Source organism: Roseovarius sp. MBR-79 (genome assembly GCF_053628555.1).
In genome coordinates, this window is record NZ_JBRJGP010000038.1 from 1 (window position 1) to 15,017 (window position 15,017).

Annotated in this window: 13 protein-coding genes; 5 read left to right on the forward strand and 8 right to left on the reverse strand. The window is 60.5% G+C overall.

Translation table 11 applies throughout. The annotated features are described in order from the left end of the window. The first annotated feature begins 404 nt into the window (after window positions 1–404). Window positions 405–2,987, forward strand: a complete 2,583-nt coding sequence (locus ACSSV8_RS19050; protein WP_454283523.1) for a cation-translocating P-type ATPase — start codon at window positions 405–407, stop codon at window positions 2,985–2,987. Window positions 2,988–3,018: 31 nt separating this feature from the next. On the opposite strand, the gene ACSSV8_RS19055 is transcribed toward ACSSV8_RS19050, so the two are convergent. Continuing rightward, on the reverse strand, window positions 3,019–5,388 hold the full coding sequence (locus ACSSV8_RS19055) for a heavy metal translocating P-type ATPase (RefSeq protein WP_454283524.1): 2,370 nt from the start codon (window positions 5,386–5,388) through the stop codon (window positions 3,019–3,021). Between the two features lie 117 nt (window positions 5,389–5,505). Continuing rightward, window positions 5,506–5,892: a DUF302 domain-containing protein gene (locus ACSSV8_RS19060; RefSeq protein WP_454283535.1), complete on the reverse strand. Its 387-nt coding sequence runs from the start codon at window positions 5,890–5,892 to the stop codon at window positions 5,506–5,508. 262 nt (window positions 5,893–6,154) lie between these two features. Between ACSSV8_RS19060 and ACSSV8_RS19065 the strand changes: the two genes are divergently transcribed. The 3 genes from ACSSV8_RS19065 to ACSSV8_RS19075 all read left to right on the forward strand — a co-directional run bounded on the left by ACSSV8_RS19065 (window position 6,155) and on the right by ACSSV8_RS19075 (window position 7,605). Further along, the gene (locus ACSSV8_RS19065) at window positions 6,155–6,484 is read left to right on the forward strand and encodes an SHOCT domain-containing protein (RefSeq protein ID WP_454283525.1); all 330 of its coding nucleotides are present in this window, start codon (window positions 6,155–6,157) and stop codon (window positions 6,482–6,484) included. A 202-nt stretch (window positions 6,485–6,686) separates the two neighbouring features. Further along, entirely contained in the window at window positions 6,687–6,878 is a 192-nt protein-coding gene (locus ACSSV8_RS19070; protein ID WP_454283526.1) for a hypothetical protein, read from the forward strand. Window positions 6,879–7,161: 283 nt separating this feature from the next. After that, window positions 7,162–7,605, forward strand: coding sequence for a DUF2254 family protein (locus tag ACSSV8_RS19075; RefSeq protein ID WP_454283527.1), 444 nt, complete (start codon window positions 7,162–7,164; stop codon window positions 7,603–7,605). Here the strand turns inward: ACSSV8_RS19075 and ACSSV8_RS19080 are convergent. Genes ACSSV8_RS19080 through ACSSV8_RS19090 form a run of 3 tightly spaced genes read right to left on the reverse strand, consistent with a single transcriptional unit; the run spans window position 7,491 to window position 11,308 of the window. Further along, a complete protein-coding gene (locus tag ACSSV8_RS19080; protein ID WP_454283528.1) occupies window positions 7,491–8,165 on the reverse strand; it encodes a type 1 glutamine amidotransferase domain-containing protein in 675 nt (224 codons plus the stop codon). The genes ACSSV8_RS19075 and ACSSV8_RS19080 overlap by 115 nt on opposite strands. 29 nt (window positions 8,166–8,194) lie before the next feature. Beyond that, on the reverse strand, window positions 8,195–9,226 hold the full coding sequence (locus ACSSV8_RS19085) for an NADP-dependent oxidoreductase (protein WP_454283529.1): 1,032 nt from the start codon (window positions 9,224–9,226) through the stop codon (window positions 8,195–8,197). A gap of 60 nt (window positions 9,227–9,286) precedes the next feature. Then, window positions 9,287–11,308 carry an oleate hydratase gene (locus tag ACSSV8_RS19090; RefSeq protein WP_454283530.1) on the reverse strand — a complete coding sequence of 674 codons (2,022 nt, stop codon included), beginning with the start codon at window positions 11,306–11,308 and terminating at the stop codon, window positions 9,287–9,289. Window positions 11,309–11,640: 332 nt separating this feature from the next. On the opposite strand from ACSSV8_RS19090, the gene ACSSV8_RS19095 reads away from it, so the two are divergent. Further along, a complete protein-coding gene (locus tag ACSSV8_RS19095; RefSeq protein WP_454283531.1) occupies window positions 11,641–12,420 on the forward strand; it encodes an acetoin reductase in 780 nt (259 codons plus the stop codon). Between the two features lie 45 nt (window positions 12,421–12,465). Here ACSSV8_RS19095 and ACSSV8_RS19100 read toward each other — a convergent pair whose 3' ends face one another. The 3 genes from ACSSV8_RS19100 to ACSSV8_RS19110 all read right to left on the reverse strand — a co-directional run bounded on the left by ACSSV8_RS19100 (window position 12,466) and on the right by ACSSV8_RS19110 (window position 14,620). Continuing rightward, complete coding sequence (locus ACSSV8_RS19100) at window positions 12,466–12,666, reverse strand: hypothetical protein (protein ID WP_454283532.1); 201 nt, start codon at window positions 12,664–12,666, stop codon at window positions 12,466–12,468. A 315-nt stretch (window positions 12,667–12,981) separates the two neighbouring features. After that, window positions 12,982–14,103 carry a baeRF11 domain-containing protein gene (locus ACSSV8_RS19105; RefSeq protein ID WP_454283533.1) on the reverse strand — a complete coding sequence of 374 codons (1,122 nt, stop codon included), beginning with the start codon at window positions 14,101–14,103 and terminating at the stop codon, window positions 12,982–12,984. Window positions 14,104–14,251: 148 nt separating this feature from the next. Then, window positions 14,252–14,620 carry a hypothetical protein gene (locus tag ACSSV8_RS19110; RefSeq protein WP_454283534.1) on the reverse strand — a complete coding sequence of 123 codons (369 nt, stop codon included), beginning with the start codon at window positions 14,618–14,620 and terminating at the stop codon, window positions 14,252–14,254. Window positions 14,621–15,017: the final 397 nt, after the last annotated feature.

Here is a 15,017-nt window from a genome sequence, read left to right on the forward strand (position 1 = left end):
CAACATGGGCATCGGCGGCATCACCCCCGCTATGAAACTGAAAATGGCCGCGTGAACTCTACGGACGAACCCCGTTAAAAAGGGGGGGATTACCGGATGTCCTCCAGCAACTCGTGCAACTTCGGAATGTCCCAGGCGGCGTGATTTTGGTCTGGAGGGCTCCGGCTCTGTTCGATTTGATGTTCGCTTCAAGCCGTGGACCCACACTCGTCCTAAAACCCTTCCTCGGGCAGTTGGCGGATTTGAAAGTAGGCACATGAGTGGGCGTTTCACGGCTGCGCATCGCCTTGCGACCCTTTCTCTTCCCGAACGTGCACATGGTGCTGATTCAGATCAGGGTGTCTGATGGCCGTTTGTACCACCATCGCGGAAACGTCGGACTCGGCGCATGATGGATCACAGCTATGAACAAAATGACGCCCGCGCAGGAAACGGCCCAAGCTGGCTTGACGGCTGCCGAGGCTGAGGCGCGCCTGACCGCAGACGGCCCCAATGAATTGGCGACGACACAGCGAAGATCTCCCTTTCGGATCGTGCTGGACGTGCTGAAAGAGCCGATGCTGGTGCTGCTTTTGGTTGGAGGCGTGGTTTATCTTTTGCTGGGAAGCAGGGCCGAAGCGCTGATCCTTCTGGCCTTCGCCTGTATGTCCATCGGCATCACGGCGGTGCAGGAGGCCCGAACCGGTCGGGTGCTCGAGGCACTGCGCGATTTGTCCAGCCCGCGTGCGCTGGTCATCCGGGATGGTGCCCGCCTGCGGATCGCGGGGCGCGAGGTGGTGCGTGGTGATCTGATCGTGCTGTCCGAGGGCGACCGGGTGCCTGCCGACGCTGTGTTGATCGAATCGACAGACCTGTCAGCGGATGAGTCCCTACTCACGGGCGAGGCTGAGGCGGTGCGCAAGAAGGTGGGATCGGGCGAGGCCGATGTGCGCCCTGGCGGCCACGACCTGCCGCAGGTGTTTTCCGGCACACTGATCGTGCGTGGATCGGCGCTGGCCGAAGTCACAGCCATTGGAGCCGAAAGCGAGATCGGCAAGATCGGCAAAAGCCTGAGCCAGATCGCGCCCGAGACACCGCATTTGCAAAGCCAGATGCGGCGTCTTGTGATTGCCACGGCGGGGATTGGCGTCGGCGTCAGTGCAATCGTCATGGCCCTTTACGGGGTGCTGCGCGGTGGCTGGCTGGACGCCGTGCTCGCGGGGATCGCGGTCGGCATGGCGATGCTGCCGGAAGAGTTTCCGATGGTGCTGGCGGTCTTCATGGCCATGGGGGCCTGGCGCATTTCCAAGGCGCGGGTGCTGACGCGCCGCGCCTCCGCCATTGAAGTTTTGGGGTCGGCGAGCGTGCTGTGCACGGACAAGACCGGGACACTCACCGAGAACCGGATGACCATCGCCGGCTTGCAACTGGCCGATGGCACCGCGCATCAAATCGGCGCAGACGTGGCCTTGCCAGCCGCCTTTCGCGAACTGGCTGCGGCGGGCGTCATGGCGTCGGCACCCGAGCCGTTCGATCCGATGGAAGTGGCGTTTCACGCGCTGGCAGCCGACGATCTGCGAGAAGATGAGACCTTGCCGGGCGCAGGACGGACCCTGATCCGCAGTTATCCGCTGTCCCCCGATCTTTTGGCCATGTCGCAGGTCTGGCAGGCCGGTGATGACTTTGCAGTAGCCGCCAAGGGCGCCCCCGAGGCGATTGCCGATCTGTGCAAGCTGGAACCAGCCAAACGCGCGGCGATCAAGGCGCAACTGGACGCGATGGCGGCCAAGGGTCTGCGTGTGCTGGCAGTGGCCGAGGCATCCTGGCCCGCGGGGCAGGACCTGCCCGAGACGCAGGCCGGGTTCACCTTTCGTCTTTTGGGCCTCGTCGGTCTGTCTGACCCGTTGCGCGCCTCGGTGCCTGAAGCGGTGGCAGAATGTCAGGCTGCTGGTATTCGGATCATCATGATCACTGGCGATCATCCCGTGACAGCGCGGGCCATTGCATCCGAGGCGGGATTGCGCGGCGATGATGTGCTGACGTGCGATGATCTTTCCGCGATGGCCGATGATGACCTTGCCAGGGCGGTCACGACCGTGACGATTTTTGCCCGTATCCTGCCCGAACAAAAGCTGAGGATCGTCAACGCGCTAAAGGCCGAAGGTGCCGTCGTCGCGATGACCGGCGACGGGGTGAACGATGCGCCCAGCCTGAAGGCTGCGGATATTGGCGTGGCGATGGGCGAGCGCGGCACAGATGTTGCGCGTGAGGCGGCGTCGATTGTGCTGCTGGACGATGATTTCGGCTCGATTGTCACCACGGTGCGGCTGGGCCGCCGCATCTATGACAATCTGCGCAAGGCGATGAGCTTTATCCTCGCCGTGCATGTGCCGATTGCCGGCCTTGCGCTGATGCCGCTTTTGTTTGGCATGCCGCTTTTGTTCGGGCCGGTGCATATCGCCTTTCTGGAAATGGTGATTGATCCGGTCTGTGCGCTGGTCTTCGAGGCTGAGCAAGAAGAAGAGGGCGTCATGCAACGCCCGCCGCGTCCTGCGGGGGAGCCGCTGTTTTCCTGGCCCACGGTGGTCTGGAGCCTGCTTCAGGGTGCCATGGTGCTGGCCGTTGCGGGGTCTGCTGCGTGGTTTGCGCCGGGCTATGGCCTTGACCCCGATCAGGTGCGCGGATTGGCGTTTGCCACGCTGGTCCTGGGCGTTGTCGCGTTGATCCTGATCGATCGATCCAACTCCAACTCGATCCTGTCGGCGCTCTTGCGGCCGAACAAGGCGCTGGCGGTTGTGTTGCCGATCGTTGCCTCACTTCTCGCCGTGACGCTCTTTTGGGCTCCGGCACGAGATTTGTTCCGCTTTGGTGTGCTGGAAGGCGTCTGGCTGGCCGTGCCACCCTTGGCCGGGATCGGGGTTTTGCTGGCGCTGGAAGCGCTGAAGCCGCTCTGGCGCATGGTCTTGATCGCGCGCGAACTGGCGGCGGCGAAAGCGGAACCAGCTTGATCGACTGTTCTGCCGTCTGTTCCCTTAGCCGCTAGAGACCAACCCGCCGCAACCTGAGCGCGTTGGTGATGACGGAGACGGAGGACAGACTCATCGCTGCCGCCGCAATCATCGGGGAGAGCAACAGGCCGGTTACGGGGTACAACACACCTGCAGCAATCGGCACGCCAAGCGCATTATAGGCGAAGGCGAAGAACAGGTTCTGCTTAATGTTGCGCAAGGTGGCGCGGGCCAGTTTGCGCGCCCGCACGATGCCCATCAGATCACCGCCGAGCAGGGTGATGCCTGCGCTTTCCATCGCCACATCGGCCCCGGTGCCCATGGCGATGCCGACATCTGCCGCAGCAAGGGCCGGGGCGTCGTTCACCCCGTCGCCTGCCATCGCGATCTTGTGACCGTCCTTGCGCAACTGGTCGATCAGCGCCTTCTTGTCCTCCGGCAGGACACCCGCGCGCACCTCATCGATGCCGAGTGCGCCCGCCACGGCCTGCGCCGTGCGTTCGTTGTCACCGGTCGCCATGATGACGCGCAGGCCCAGAGCATGAAGTTCCTTGATCGCCTGCGCGGTGCTGTCCTTGATCGGATCGGCCACGGCCACGATGCCAACGATGGCCCCGTCGACCGCGATGAACATCGCCGTCTTGCCCATCGTGCGAAGCTCATCGGCCTTTTCCTCGGCCGTGCCCGTGTCCAGTCCCATCTCCTGCATCATCGCCGTGTTGCCAAGTGCTGTGGCGCGTCCGCCGATTTGTCCGCGCACACCTTTTCCGGTGACGGACTCGAATTTGGTGGCCTCTTGCCGGGCGGCATCTGCCGCTTCGGCCCCCTCCACGATCGCTTCGGCCAGCGGGTGTTCCGAGCCGCGTTCCAGTGCCGCGGCCAGTGACAGCAGCTCGGCCTCGGCCACATCCCCTAGCACCACGATATCGGTCAGCTTTGGCTTGCCCATGGTCAACGTGCCGGTCTTGTCGACGATCAGCGTATCGACGCCCGCCATCCGCTCCAGCGCCTCGGCATCCTTGATCAGCACGCCCGCCTGCGCCCCGCGCCCCGCCGCCGTGGTGATCGAGATCGGCGTTGCCAGGCCAAGCGCGCAGGGGCAGGCGACGATCAGCACCGACACGGCTGCGGCCATGGCAAAGACCAGCGCGGGTTCCGGGCCGAAGATCATCCACAGGGCGAAGGCAGAGACCGACACCCCGACTACGGTTGGCACGAACACTGCCGAGACCCGGTCGGCCAACCCCTGGATCGGCGCGCGGGATCGCTTGGCGTTCGACACCATTTCGACAATCTGCGCCAACACGGTATCGGCCCCGACCTTGCCTGCTTCGATCACAAGGCTGCCGTTTTTGTTGATCGTGGCCCCGGTCACCGCATCGCCCGGACCTTTTTCCACCGGCATCGCTTCGCCGGTCAGCATGCTTTCATCCAAGGAGGACCGCCCTTCGATCACCACGCCATCGACAGGGACCGCATCGCCGGGCCGCACACGCAACCGGTCACCCGCCACGACGGTGTCCAAAGGCACGTCGCTTTCAGTGCCATCCGCCTCGATGCGCCGCGCGGTCTTTGGCGCGAGATCAAGAAGCGCGCGGATGGCGTCGCCTGTGCGTTCGCGCGCGCGCAGTTCCAGCACCTGCCCGAAAAAGACCAGCGCCACGATCACCACCGATGCCTCGAAATAGGTACCGACACCATCGCCCGTTCGGTATTGTTCGGGAAACAGGTCCGGCAGGAAAACCGCAAAAAGCGAGTAGATATAGGCCGCCGCCACGCCCAGCGAGATCAACGTCCACATGTTCGATGACCGGTTGACGATGGACACCCATCCACGCTTGAAGAATGGCACCGCGGCCCAAAGCACGACTGGCGTCGCCAGCGCGAACTCAAGATAGCCAGCCACCTGATGTCCGAGCCAGTCGCGCACGGGCAACCCCACCATCGGCCCCATCGTCAGCACGATCAGCGGGACAGCCGCCGCTACCGAGATCCACATGCGGCGGGTGAAGTCCACCAGCTCGTGGTTTGGCCCGTCCGTCGGCTCCATCGGTTCCAGCGCCATACCGCAGAGCGGGCAGGCACCGGGTGCGTCCCGAAGGATCTCTGGGTGCATCGGGCAGGTGTATTGCGCGTTGCCTTGGGCGGCCTTGTCCGGACCTCCACGGTCACCAGAAGCATATGATGACGGATCGGCCTTGAATTTCGCGCGACATTTCTCCGAGCAGAAATGGAAAAGCTCACCGTCAAGCGTCTCGGTCCTTGTGTCGGGCTTCAAGGTCACGGTCATGCCGCAGACAGGGTCGATGTCCGTAGACCCGGCCCGCGGCTCGCCCCGTGACCCCGAAGGATGGTCATCGTCAGTGTTCCGTTGGTCTGTTTCTTTATTGGTAAGGGACATGAAACGCTCCTCGGGTTGGGTTGAGCCGGCAACAGCAGTGTGATGCAGTGTCCAGACACGCCCGCACCCTCCCTTCAATCCAGGGGGCAGGGCCATGTGACGCCGTTCATCAGAAGCTCAGATGGCCTCGACGGCCTTGGCCAGCAGGTCTCGCACCTGACCCGCCACGGCCGTCAGTTCAGCGTTTTCGATCGCCTGCATTGAGGCCACCGGGTCGATCGCGCTGACCTCGACCCCGCCCTCTACCTCTCGCAGGATCACATTGCAGGGCAACATGGCACCGACGCGCGGCTCCAGCGCAATGGCTTCATAGGCCATCTTCGGGTTGCAGGCGCCAAGAATCCGGTAGGGCCGCATCTCGACATCGAGCTTCTTCTTCATCGTTGCTTGCACGTCGATCTCGGTCAGAACGCCAAAGCCATTTTCGGCCAGCGCTGTGCGTGTTCGGGCATCAATGTCTTTGAAAGATACCCCTTTGAGGGTGCGGTTTATCGTATAGTTCATTGTGGCATCCTTTCCGTGGAAATTATAGACCGCATGGTCCGGCCCCTGCCGAGGCGCGTGTCCGGGCGGCCGCATCGGGCACAAGGCCCACGCTTCGAAGTTCTTTATCCCGTCGCGATGATAACCTTGATTGCAGCGCACAGGGTGATGCAGATCAGTGTGCGTTCGGGACATTTCCGATTTGATGATCGCAGAGCGGCCTTTGCCGCCACATTCAAGGAGATGTCCTATGAGACCCTGGATTGCAGCAGGTGTGGCGACCTTGGCCATCGCAGCGGCCCTGACGGCCACAACGGCCCTAGCGCAAGCCGGTGAAATGGCCAACCGGGATGCACCCTTCTATCACGGGCATGATATGATGTGGGGTGGTGATCAATGGGGAGGGTTCGGAATGGTCCTTGGTCCGATCTTCATGATCCTGATCCTGGTCGGGATTGTCGTTGGCGCAATCTACGTCCTGCGATTGTTCGGCGTGGCCGGCAGTGGCCAGCCAGCACATGATCGGGCGCTGATGTTGCTCAAGGAGCGCTACGCAAAGGGTGAAATCGACACTCTGGAATTTGAAGAGCGCAAGAAACTGCTGGCGCACTGACTGATGCCAATCTGGCAGGAATTCCGATGTGCCAACCTCAGCCATGTAGGTGGGCAATGGCCATTCTCAGAACAGATAGGAATACAATGAACCGGATCGTATACATCGTCGGCCTCGTGGTCATTGTCTTGTTCATCCTCGGCTTTTTCGGCCTTCGCTAAGAGCAGACATTCTCGTGCCCAAACATTTTGGAGGTAAAACCATGACCAGCGATAAAACCCCAAAGCCCGACGACACCGACCACGGCCTTGGTGCCAAAGGCACCATATCTCAGGCAGGGCGTTCAGGTGGGCGTTTGCCGCGTGACATCGGCACGCAGGATGAACTGAAGCGGGCGAACGAACGCCCCGCCGGCAAGACCCGGGTCACCAAATCCGACGAAAAAGACGAATAGCCGGAGTGCATCTGAGGCCTCACGGACTGTCTGATCACCGCGTTCTGAGCTGACATGTCGTTCGCGAGACAAGGTGAAATGGGCCCATGACAGTATCCCGGCCGGGGTGCGGGAAATGATGCGCAGCCATTTCAAATTCATTCCAAGATATGGGGCCGACTGCACGGCAGTTTCTGGTTTCTGCCGTCGGTCATGGCAATTTGTGCCATGGCGACGGCCATTTTACTGATCCTGCTGGACTCCCTGGAGGCGGCACGGTTCGGATGGATCGACGAATGGACCGGTGCAGTCGGCCCGGAGAGCGCGCGCGATCCTGTCAGCTATCGCTGGATCCATGATCACGGTTGCCGGTGTCACATTATCGACGACAATGCTGACCCTGCAACTGGCATCTTCACAATTTGGGCCCAGAATGCTGCGCAATTTCATGCGCGACCGCGGCAACCAGATCGTGCTTGGCACGTTCTTGTCCACCTTAGTCTATTGCCTGTTGGTCCTTGCCTCCGTTCGGGGAAGCGGCACTTCCTATTTCGTGCCAGTGATCGCCGTGACCTTGGGTATGATCCTGGCCGTCTGTAAGCCGCGCAACTCCAGGGTCTGCGACCGCCCGGTTCAGAGCAGTTCGAGCAATCTGCGCGCGGCCTCTTCGGACGAGGCCGGGTTCTGGCCTGTGATCAGCTTGCCGTCGGTCACCACGAAAGACGCCCAGTCGGCACCCTTTTCATAAACACTGCCGTTGGTCTTCAGCATATCCTCGACCAGGAAAGGGACCACCTCTGTCAGGCCAGCGGCCTCTTCCTCGGTGTTGGTGAACCCGGTGACGGCCTTGCCTGCGACCAGCGATTTGCCATCCGCACCCTTGGGGTGCTTGAACACCGCCGGCGCGTGGCAGACTGCGGCAATCGGGCGATTGGTGCGCGCGAAGGTTTCGATCAGCTTGATGCTGTCGGCATCCTCGGCCAGATCCCAGAGCGGGCCGTGACCGCCGGGATAAAAGACTGCATCGAACCCGTTGGCCAAGATCGTGGACAGCTTGACCGTCTGTGCCAGATCCTGCTGCGCCGCCTTGTCACTTTTGAAGCGCTTCGTCGCCTCGGTCTGGGCATCGTCCGCGTCGCTGGTGGGATCGAGCGGCGGTTGGCCGCCCCTGGGCGAGGCCAGCGTGACCTCGGCCCCTGCGTCCTTGAACACATAGTAGGGAGCAGCGAATTCTTCGAGCCAGAAACCGGTTTTCTTGCCTGTGTCGCCGAGTTTGTCATGCGATGTGAGAACCATGAGAATTTTCATAAGTTGATGCCTTTTGATAGGTCTGTGTTTCAGGCCGTCAGCTTGACGACGCGTTTGCCGAAAGCTTCGCCCTTGAGTAATCCAACGAAGGCCGCCGGGGCTTGTTCCAAGCCGTGGATCATTTCTTCGCGATATTGGACTTTGCCTGCGTCGACCCAAGCGCCCATCTGCTTGGCGAACTCGGGATAAAGGTGGCCAAAGTCGTCAAAGACGATGAAGCCGCGCAGCGTCATCCGCTTGCGCAGGATCGTGCCAAGCAAGAGGTTCATCCGGTCCGGACCGTCGGGCAACGCGGTGGCGTTGTATTGCGAGATCAGGCCGCAGACCGGAATGCGAGCTGAGGCATTGAGCAGGGGAAGAACCGCATCGAAAACAGCGCCGCCGACATTCTCGAAATAGATGTCGATGCCCTCGGGCACCGCCGCCTTCAGCGCGTTCGGGAACCTATCGGCCTTGTAATTAATGCAGGCGTCGAACCCCAGAGTATCGACCACATGGGCGCATTTCGCGGGCCCACCTGCGATCCCGACAACATGCAGGCCGAGGATCTTGGCGATTTGACCCACGGTGGCACCTACGGGACCACTGGCCCCGGCGACGACAAGCGTCTCGCCCGCCTGCGGCTGGCCGATCCGGGTCAGACCCGCCCAGGCGGTCAGACCCGGCATCCCCAGCACCCCGAGCGCCCAAGACGGGTTTTCGGGCGATGTGCCCATATTGATCACGCCCGTGCCGTCGGACAGGGCATAATCCTGCCAACCGCCGAATGCCTGCACCCAGTCGCCCTCCGCAAAACCCGCGACGTCGGATGCCACGACCTGTGCCACGGTGCCACCAACCATGACTGCGCCAATCTTGACCGGGACGGCATAGGATGGTGCGTCGCTCATCCGGCCACGCATATAGGGGTCCAGCGACAGGTATTCGTTGCGCAGCAGCATCTGACCCTTGCCGGGGGTCGGCACATCTTCGGTGTCAAGCCGAAGCGTCTTGTCATCCGGCGCGCCCTTGGGACGTTTGGCGAGGACGAACTTGCGATTTTCTGTCTTCGATTGAGCCATAGGGGTATCCTTTTGTAATCTGACGTCTGATTTGATCGGCAAGGCGCTCGCGTCAAAGCCTCATGGACGCCCGCGCATCGTGTCGATCAGGCCCTGGAACCAGCTCCGCGCGGCTTCGAGAGTGTGGTTCTCTTCGACAAATCCTCGCAGGGCCGTTAACTGCTCTTCAAAGAGGCGAGCTTTGCGCAAATCGGCGGGTGTTTCATCCGGGCCAAGAGGCAGGATGTTTTCGAGGTAGGTTTCCCCCAAAAGTCGACGAAGCAGGCCTTCCCCCAAGAACGCCTTGTCGTTGTTCAGGGTCCGTGTCGCGCGCAGAAGGCGGCGAATGTCGTACTGGCCGGGATAGATATCGGGCACCTGCTTTTTGATGCCAAGCAGGCTGTAGACGCCGATGCGCGCCGTGCGAACCGAGCTTTCCAGCGTGAACACGACGTCATTATGGGTTTCCACAAACTGACCGAGACAGGCGAGGTTGCTGGAGCCTTTGGGCACCGGCCACGGGCGGTCGCCACGGGCGCGGGGCATGAATTGCGCCGTGATATAGGGCATCAGCGCAGTCCTGACTTTTGTCGCGGCAATCACCGTGTCAACGTGATCAATCAGGCCAAGGTGAAAGCACAGCTCTGTCAGGATTTCATCGCCGGTGCAGTCCGGCATCGGTTTCTTGATGTAATCACCCGGCTTGTCCATCAGCAACGCAAATACCCATGGGACGATCACATCCGAGGGCTGATCGACAAAATGCGGCTGGCGGTTGACCGTGAAACTCATCAGCCAGGCCGAGTCGGTGAAGGTGATGATGCCGCCTGTCGCCGTGTTGCCGGAATAGGGATCGTTGACTGACAATTCCTTAAGCTTTTCGGTAAGCGGGGACGGCGTGCAGGTCAAGGTCGCAGATTCCCAAGTTGATTTGGGCACATTTCCGAAGAATTTTTCAGGTCGTCCGAAAGTTGGGGATTTCCGGGCGAGTGTCGCCCAGAGCTTCCAAGCCATGCCCACATCCGGCTCCATCTCGTTCACGCGCAGAACTGGAGCCGTCTTGTTATAGCCAAAGGCCGTATCCTCGACGATGGACCCGAGGGTGACGAACACCAGATCCCGCGCGCTGACCTTGATGGTCTGGTCGACGTTGGCGACGCGGCACCGGATTGCGGTGGTGGTCCGGCTCTCATCGCTGACGTCCATTTCGAAGTCGGACACAATCGTGTTGTATTGGATCTTGACGCCTTGGTCCGTAAGCCAGGCCATCAAGGGCCGGACAAAGCTATCGTATTGATTATACTTGGGAAAAACGAGCGCGGTCATGTCGTTCAGCCCATCCAACAGATGCAGGAAACGGTGCATGTAGAGCTTCATTTCCAGCACGGAATGCCAATTTTGAAACGCGAACATGGTGCGCCAGAATGTATAGAAATTGGTCTTCAGAAAGCCTTCGCTGAACCAGTCTTCTACCGAGATATTGTCCAGATCCTCCTTTCGCGCCAGAAAGAGCCGAACAAGCTCGAGCTGTTGCAACTTGCTCAGCCCCATGGTCGAGAAATCGGCGATCTTGCCCTGTTTCTCCAAAAGCCGGGCTTTTGACCAATTCTTGTCGGCGTCATTCACGATCCGGAATTCGTCCAGCACCGTGAAGGGTGCCGGGAGTTCCAGAGCGGGTATTTCCGAGAAGACATCCCAGAAGTTCTGATAGGTCATCTCCATCTCGCGGCCGCCTCGGACAATATAGCCATCCTCTGCGGTGCCTGCCCCATCAAGCGCTCCGCCCTCGATGTCTTGGGATTCCAGAAGTGTGATGTTGCAGCCGGGCATATGCCCGTCGCGGATCAGGAAAAAGGCGGCGGACAGCCCGCCGATTCCGCTGCCGACAATAAAGGCGTTTCGATCTGAAATACCTTCGGTTGGCAGCGGGCGATTGTTGACATAGCTCCCGTGCAGGTCAGCGGGCGGCAATGGCGTGTCCAGACCATTGTGCAGGTGACGCGCATAGGCGTCAGGGGTTATATCCACGACCCGTTCCGCCATGGCGTCGATATGGGTCTCGAGGCGGGAGATATCAGGTCCGGGGGAATGGAGACCAGCCATGGCGGCGTCCTTTCAAGGGAATGAAGTGCCGCGCTCGGGGCGGGATCTGCATCTCCCCGGACGCTACGTGCAAACCGGCGCAGGAGTGCTGATCTGGATCAGCGGCGGCGTGATCCGGACGACGGGACTTGGCGCAGTGGGATGGGCAACGCGTATGTCTACGGTGTGTCCAACAACATTACCCCCAACTTTCTCGCCGGGTCTTCGCCCAGAACCGTTTTCCCGACAGCGCACTGATCCGAGTTAGCCCTGGGGAGCTTATTTTGCTGTCAGATGGCTATCGGTGCTCACGGTCGTGTGGCTCAGTCCGCAACAGCAAAGGGAATTACTCAATGACACTCAAAGGAAAAGTGGCGCTTGTGACCGGTGCCGCGCAGGGGATCGGACGTGGTATAGCCTTGCGCCTGGCAAAAGACGGCGCCGATATCGCCATTGTCGACATCAATACCGATAAGATGGCCGGAGTCGCAGCCGAGATCGAAGACCTTGGCCGCAAGGCCACAACCTTCAAGGCCGACATCAGCGCCCGAGCGGAGGTCTATGCTGCGGTAGATCATGCTGAAAAGACGCTCGGCGGGTTCGACATCATGGTCAACAATGCCGGGATCGCGCAGGTCGATCCGATCGCAGATGTCACACCGGAGGACGTAGAACTCATCCTGAAAGTCAATATTCAAGGTGTTCTCTGGGGGATACAGGCTGCCGCTGCAAAATTCAAATCTCTGGGCCATAAGGGCAAGATCATCAACGCCTCTTCGATTGCCGGGCACGATGGCTTTGAAATGCTGGGCGTTTATTCGGCAACGAAGTTCGCCGTGCGAGCGCTGACACAGGCCGCGGCCAAGGAATATGCCAGTGACGGCATCACCGTGAATGCCTACTGTCCCGGCATAGTCGGGACAGACATGTGGGTCGAGATCGACAAGCGGTTTTCTGAATTGACCGGTGCGCCCATCGGCGAGACCTACGACAAATACGTGGGCGGAATAGCTCTGGGGCGGGCACAGACGCCGGACGACGTTGCCGCACTGGTCTCATACCTCGCTGGACCGGATTCCGATTACATAACAGGGCAGGCGATCATCACCGACGGCGGGATCGTCTATCGCTGACACCGCGGGCGGGGGCCAATTGCCCCCCGTCTTACGCCTTCGCGTTTATTCCGACAGCCCGTCTTTTTCGTCGGACTTCTTGACGCGGGTTTTGCCGGCGGGGCGTTCGTTGGCCCGCTTCAGTTCATCCTGTGTGCCGATGTCACGCGGCAAACGTCCACCTGAACGACCTGCTTGAGATATCGTGCCTTTGGCACCAAGGGCGTGGTTTGAGTTGTCGGGTTTTGGGGTATTATCTTGGGTCATGGTATTGCCTCTATTTTCTCATTCTATGGATTTAAAACACTCAGGCTCCGTTTGGTGAGGTCGAAGGATCCAGAAGGCTGGATTGGTAGACTGGATAAACGCGGTGAATGAGCATTGATTTGCTCCATTGACGGTCAAATCCTCTCTCGCCAGCCAATACCGACTAGGGAGTTTTAGGGGCGCAAGGGCTGCCTCAAACGTTCAAATTACGTATGACAAGAGGAGCGATCCGGTACTGATCGAGGTTAGCCTTGGGTATGATGCGCCAGCCCCCGACACAGCAAATGAGGTCACAATCCAATGCGCCCCGGCGCTTCAGACGGCATAGCGCAGGATCGCGGCCACGGCTGCGCCGTCGGGCATGTCCGCCCGTCGCACAGCCAGAACCTTGCCCCCGGTGAGGATCGTCCGCCTTGTTATCTCATCGATCACGCCATAGCTGGCCGCGCCCGGTGTCGTTGCCAGAACAACCGTGCCGTCGGTCTCGTCCACCGTGCCGGGCATCACCTCGTCGATATCGACGAGCAGCGTGTCCACCGCGCCGAAGGTGACGGCGCGCGCGACGGCCTGAAGATCGGTGATGGCGCGATGTGATCCGACCCGTTCGTGAAAGAGCGCGGTCGCAGCTCCGATCTGCGACGCGTAATGCCCATCCAGAACCGAGCGTGCGGAACGCGCCAACGCGCTTTCGGTCATACTGTCGGGGCTTACGGAAATCCCCTCGGCCAACAGACCCGGATAGCTGTTGACTGCTCGGAACATCGGTCCAACCGGCTCGGTCGCAGCAAGGATGAGCGGCGTTTCCCGACCCGCCAGAACCGGGCGCAGGGCCGCGTCCACCTTGCGTGCGAAACTGAGCAAAAGCTTCTTCTGGCCTTCGGAATTAGCCTGTGTGGTGCCTTGCGTGAGGTTGTTGACCGACGCGCGACCGGTCGCGTCGGCGGCGCTGTCGGGCAGGTCCGACACGCTGACCAATGTTGCAGGATGGTCGGCGAAGACCTCGACCAGACGGACATCATTCTCGGACAAGGCCAGCACGAAGGCATGTTGGCGAAAGGCCATCGCGCGCATAAGCGGCTTGAGGTGGAAGCGATCCGACACCTCGACCGTTTCGGTGACCTCTGTCGCCAGCCGGAAGGTCCGCAAGCTGTCCGGGGTGGCGAGAACCGCAAGGCTGTTGGCCTGAAACCGCCAGAATTCGTCATCCTCGTCCAGCGCAAGAAGTTTCTCCTCGAGAGCCGCACGACGGCGCTTGTCGAAACCTGCGGCGTCGAGCTGCCCGAGTGCCGTTCGGGTCAGATTGCCGAATGAGATACGGCTGAGCGTAACATGCTGGGTCTCGGGTGTTGTCGGCAGATAGATCGAAACACAGGCATCAGCACGGGCCTCGATCAATGCCCGGATTTCGGGGTGGGTTGGAATATCGACATAGAGCATGAAGTGTCCTTTCGAGGATCTTTTCGGGTCGCTTTACGGAGACCGGAGCCGCTTTGGGCCGTTTCTGTCGCGTGCTGACCCGACAGACCTAGGACCGCTTAGGGGGAGGGTCTTTTGCTACCCCGTTGGGCATAGGGGCGTCGCACCGTCAGCGTCCTTTTTTTGTCTCTGGCTTTGATGGGGTTCTGGCGCCTGCGGTCTTCTTGTCAGATGCGGCCCGGTCGCGCGGATCGGATCCACCCCAGCGCGGGATTGTCAGATCGTTGTCAAGCCTGCGGCCGGGAAGCCTCCTTTCGTCTGGCGTGTCGAATGCATCCTTGCCAAGGCCCAGCCACGTCCCGACATGTGTGTCGCCAGAAGACCCGCCCAGATCAAAGCCGGGCCTGTCGACCCCTTGGCCAAGGTCGTTGGCAGACGGGGATTCATCTTGTGCTTGGCCCGTCGCAACAGGCTGTTCGACGTGATCGGTCTTAGCGGAGGATACTGGCGGCGTGGATGGCTTTTCATGTTTCTTCATGTGTTCGCTCCTTCGGATATCTCTTGATTCCCGATATTCTGCCAAAAACGGACCGCTTAGCGCAGGCCAGCGTAATCATGGCATCCATTGGTCTTTGGCCGCCCCGATTGGCCACAGAACCGGGAAACTTTCAGCCCTTGGCTGAGAGAAATTTCGCACGCTACAGCCATCCTTCGAACGATAAATCACGTTTGCAGCTGGTGTACTGATACAGATCAGGTCAGCAGTCCGATGTAAGGCAAAGCGGTTGTGATGTTCTGAACCGCCCCGGGTTTACCGGAGAGTTTTTGGTTCAATGATTAGGTCGTGTCTCGAATCTGGTGGAAATTCTCCGGCGGCGTTCTCCGGGCGGGTTGATTTGGGCCTGATCAGGCGGCGAGGTCAAGGGTCATGGGCT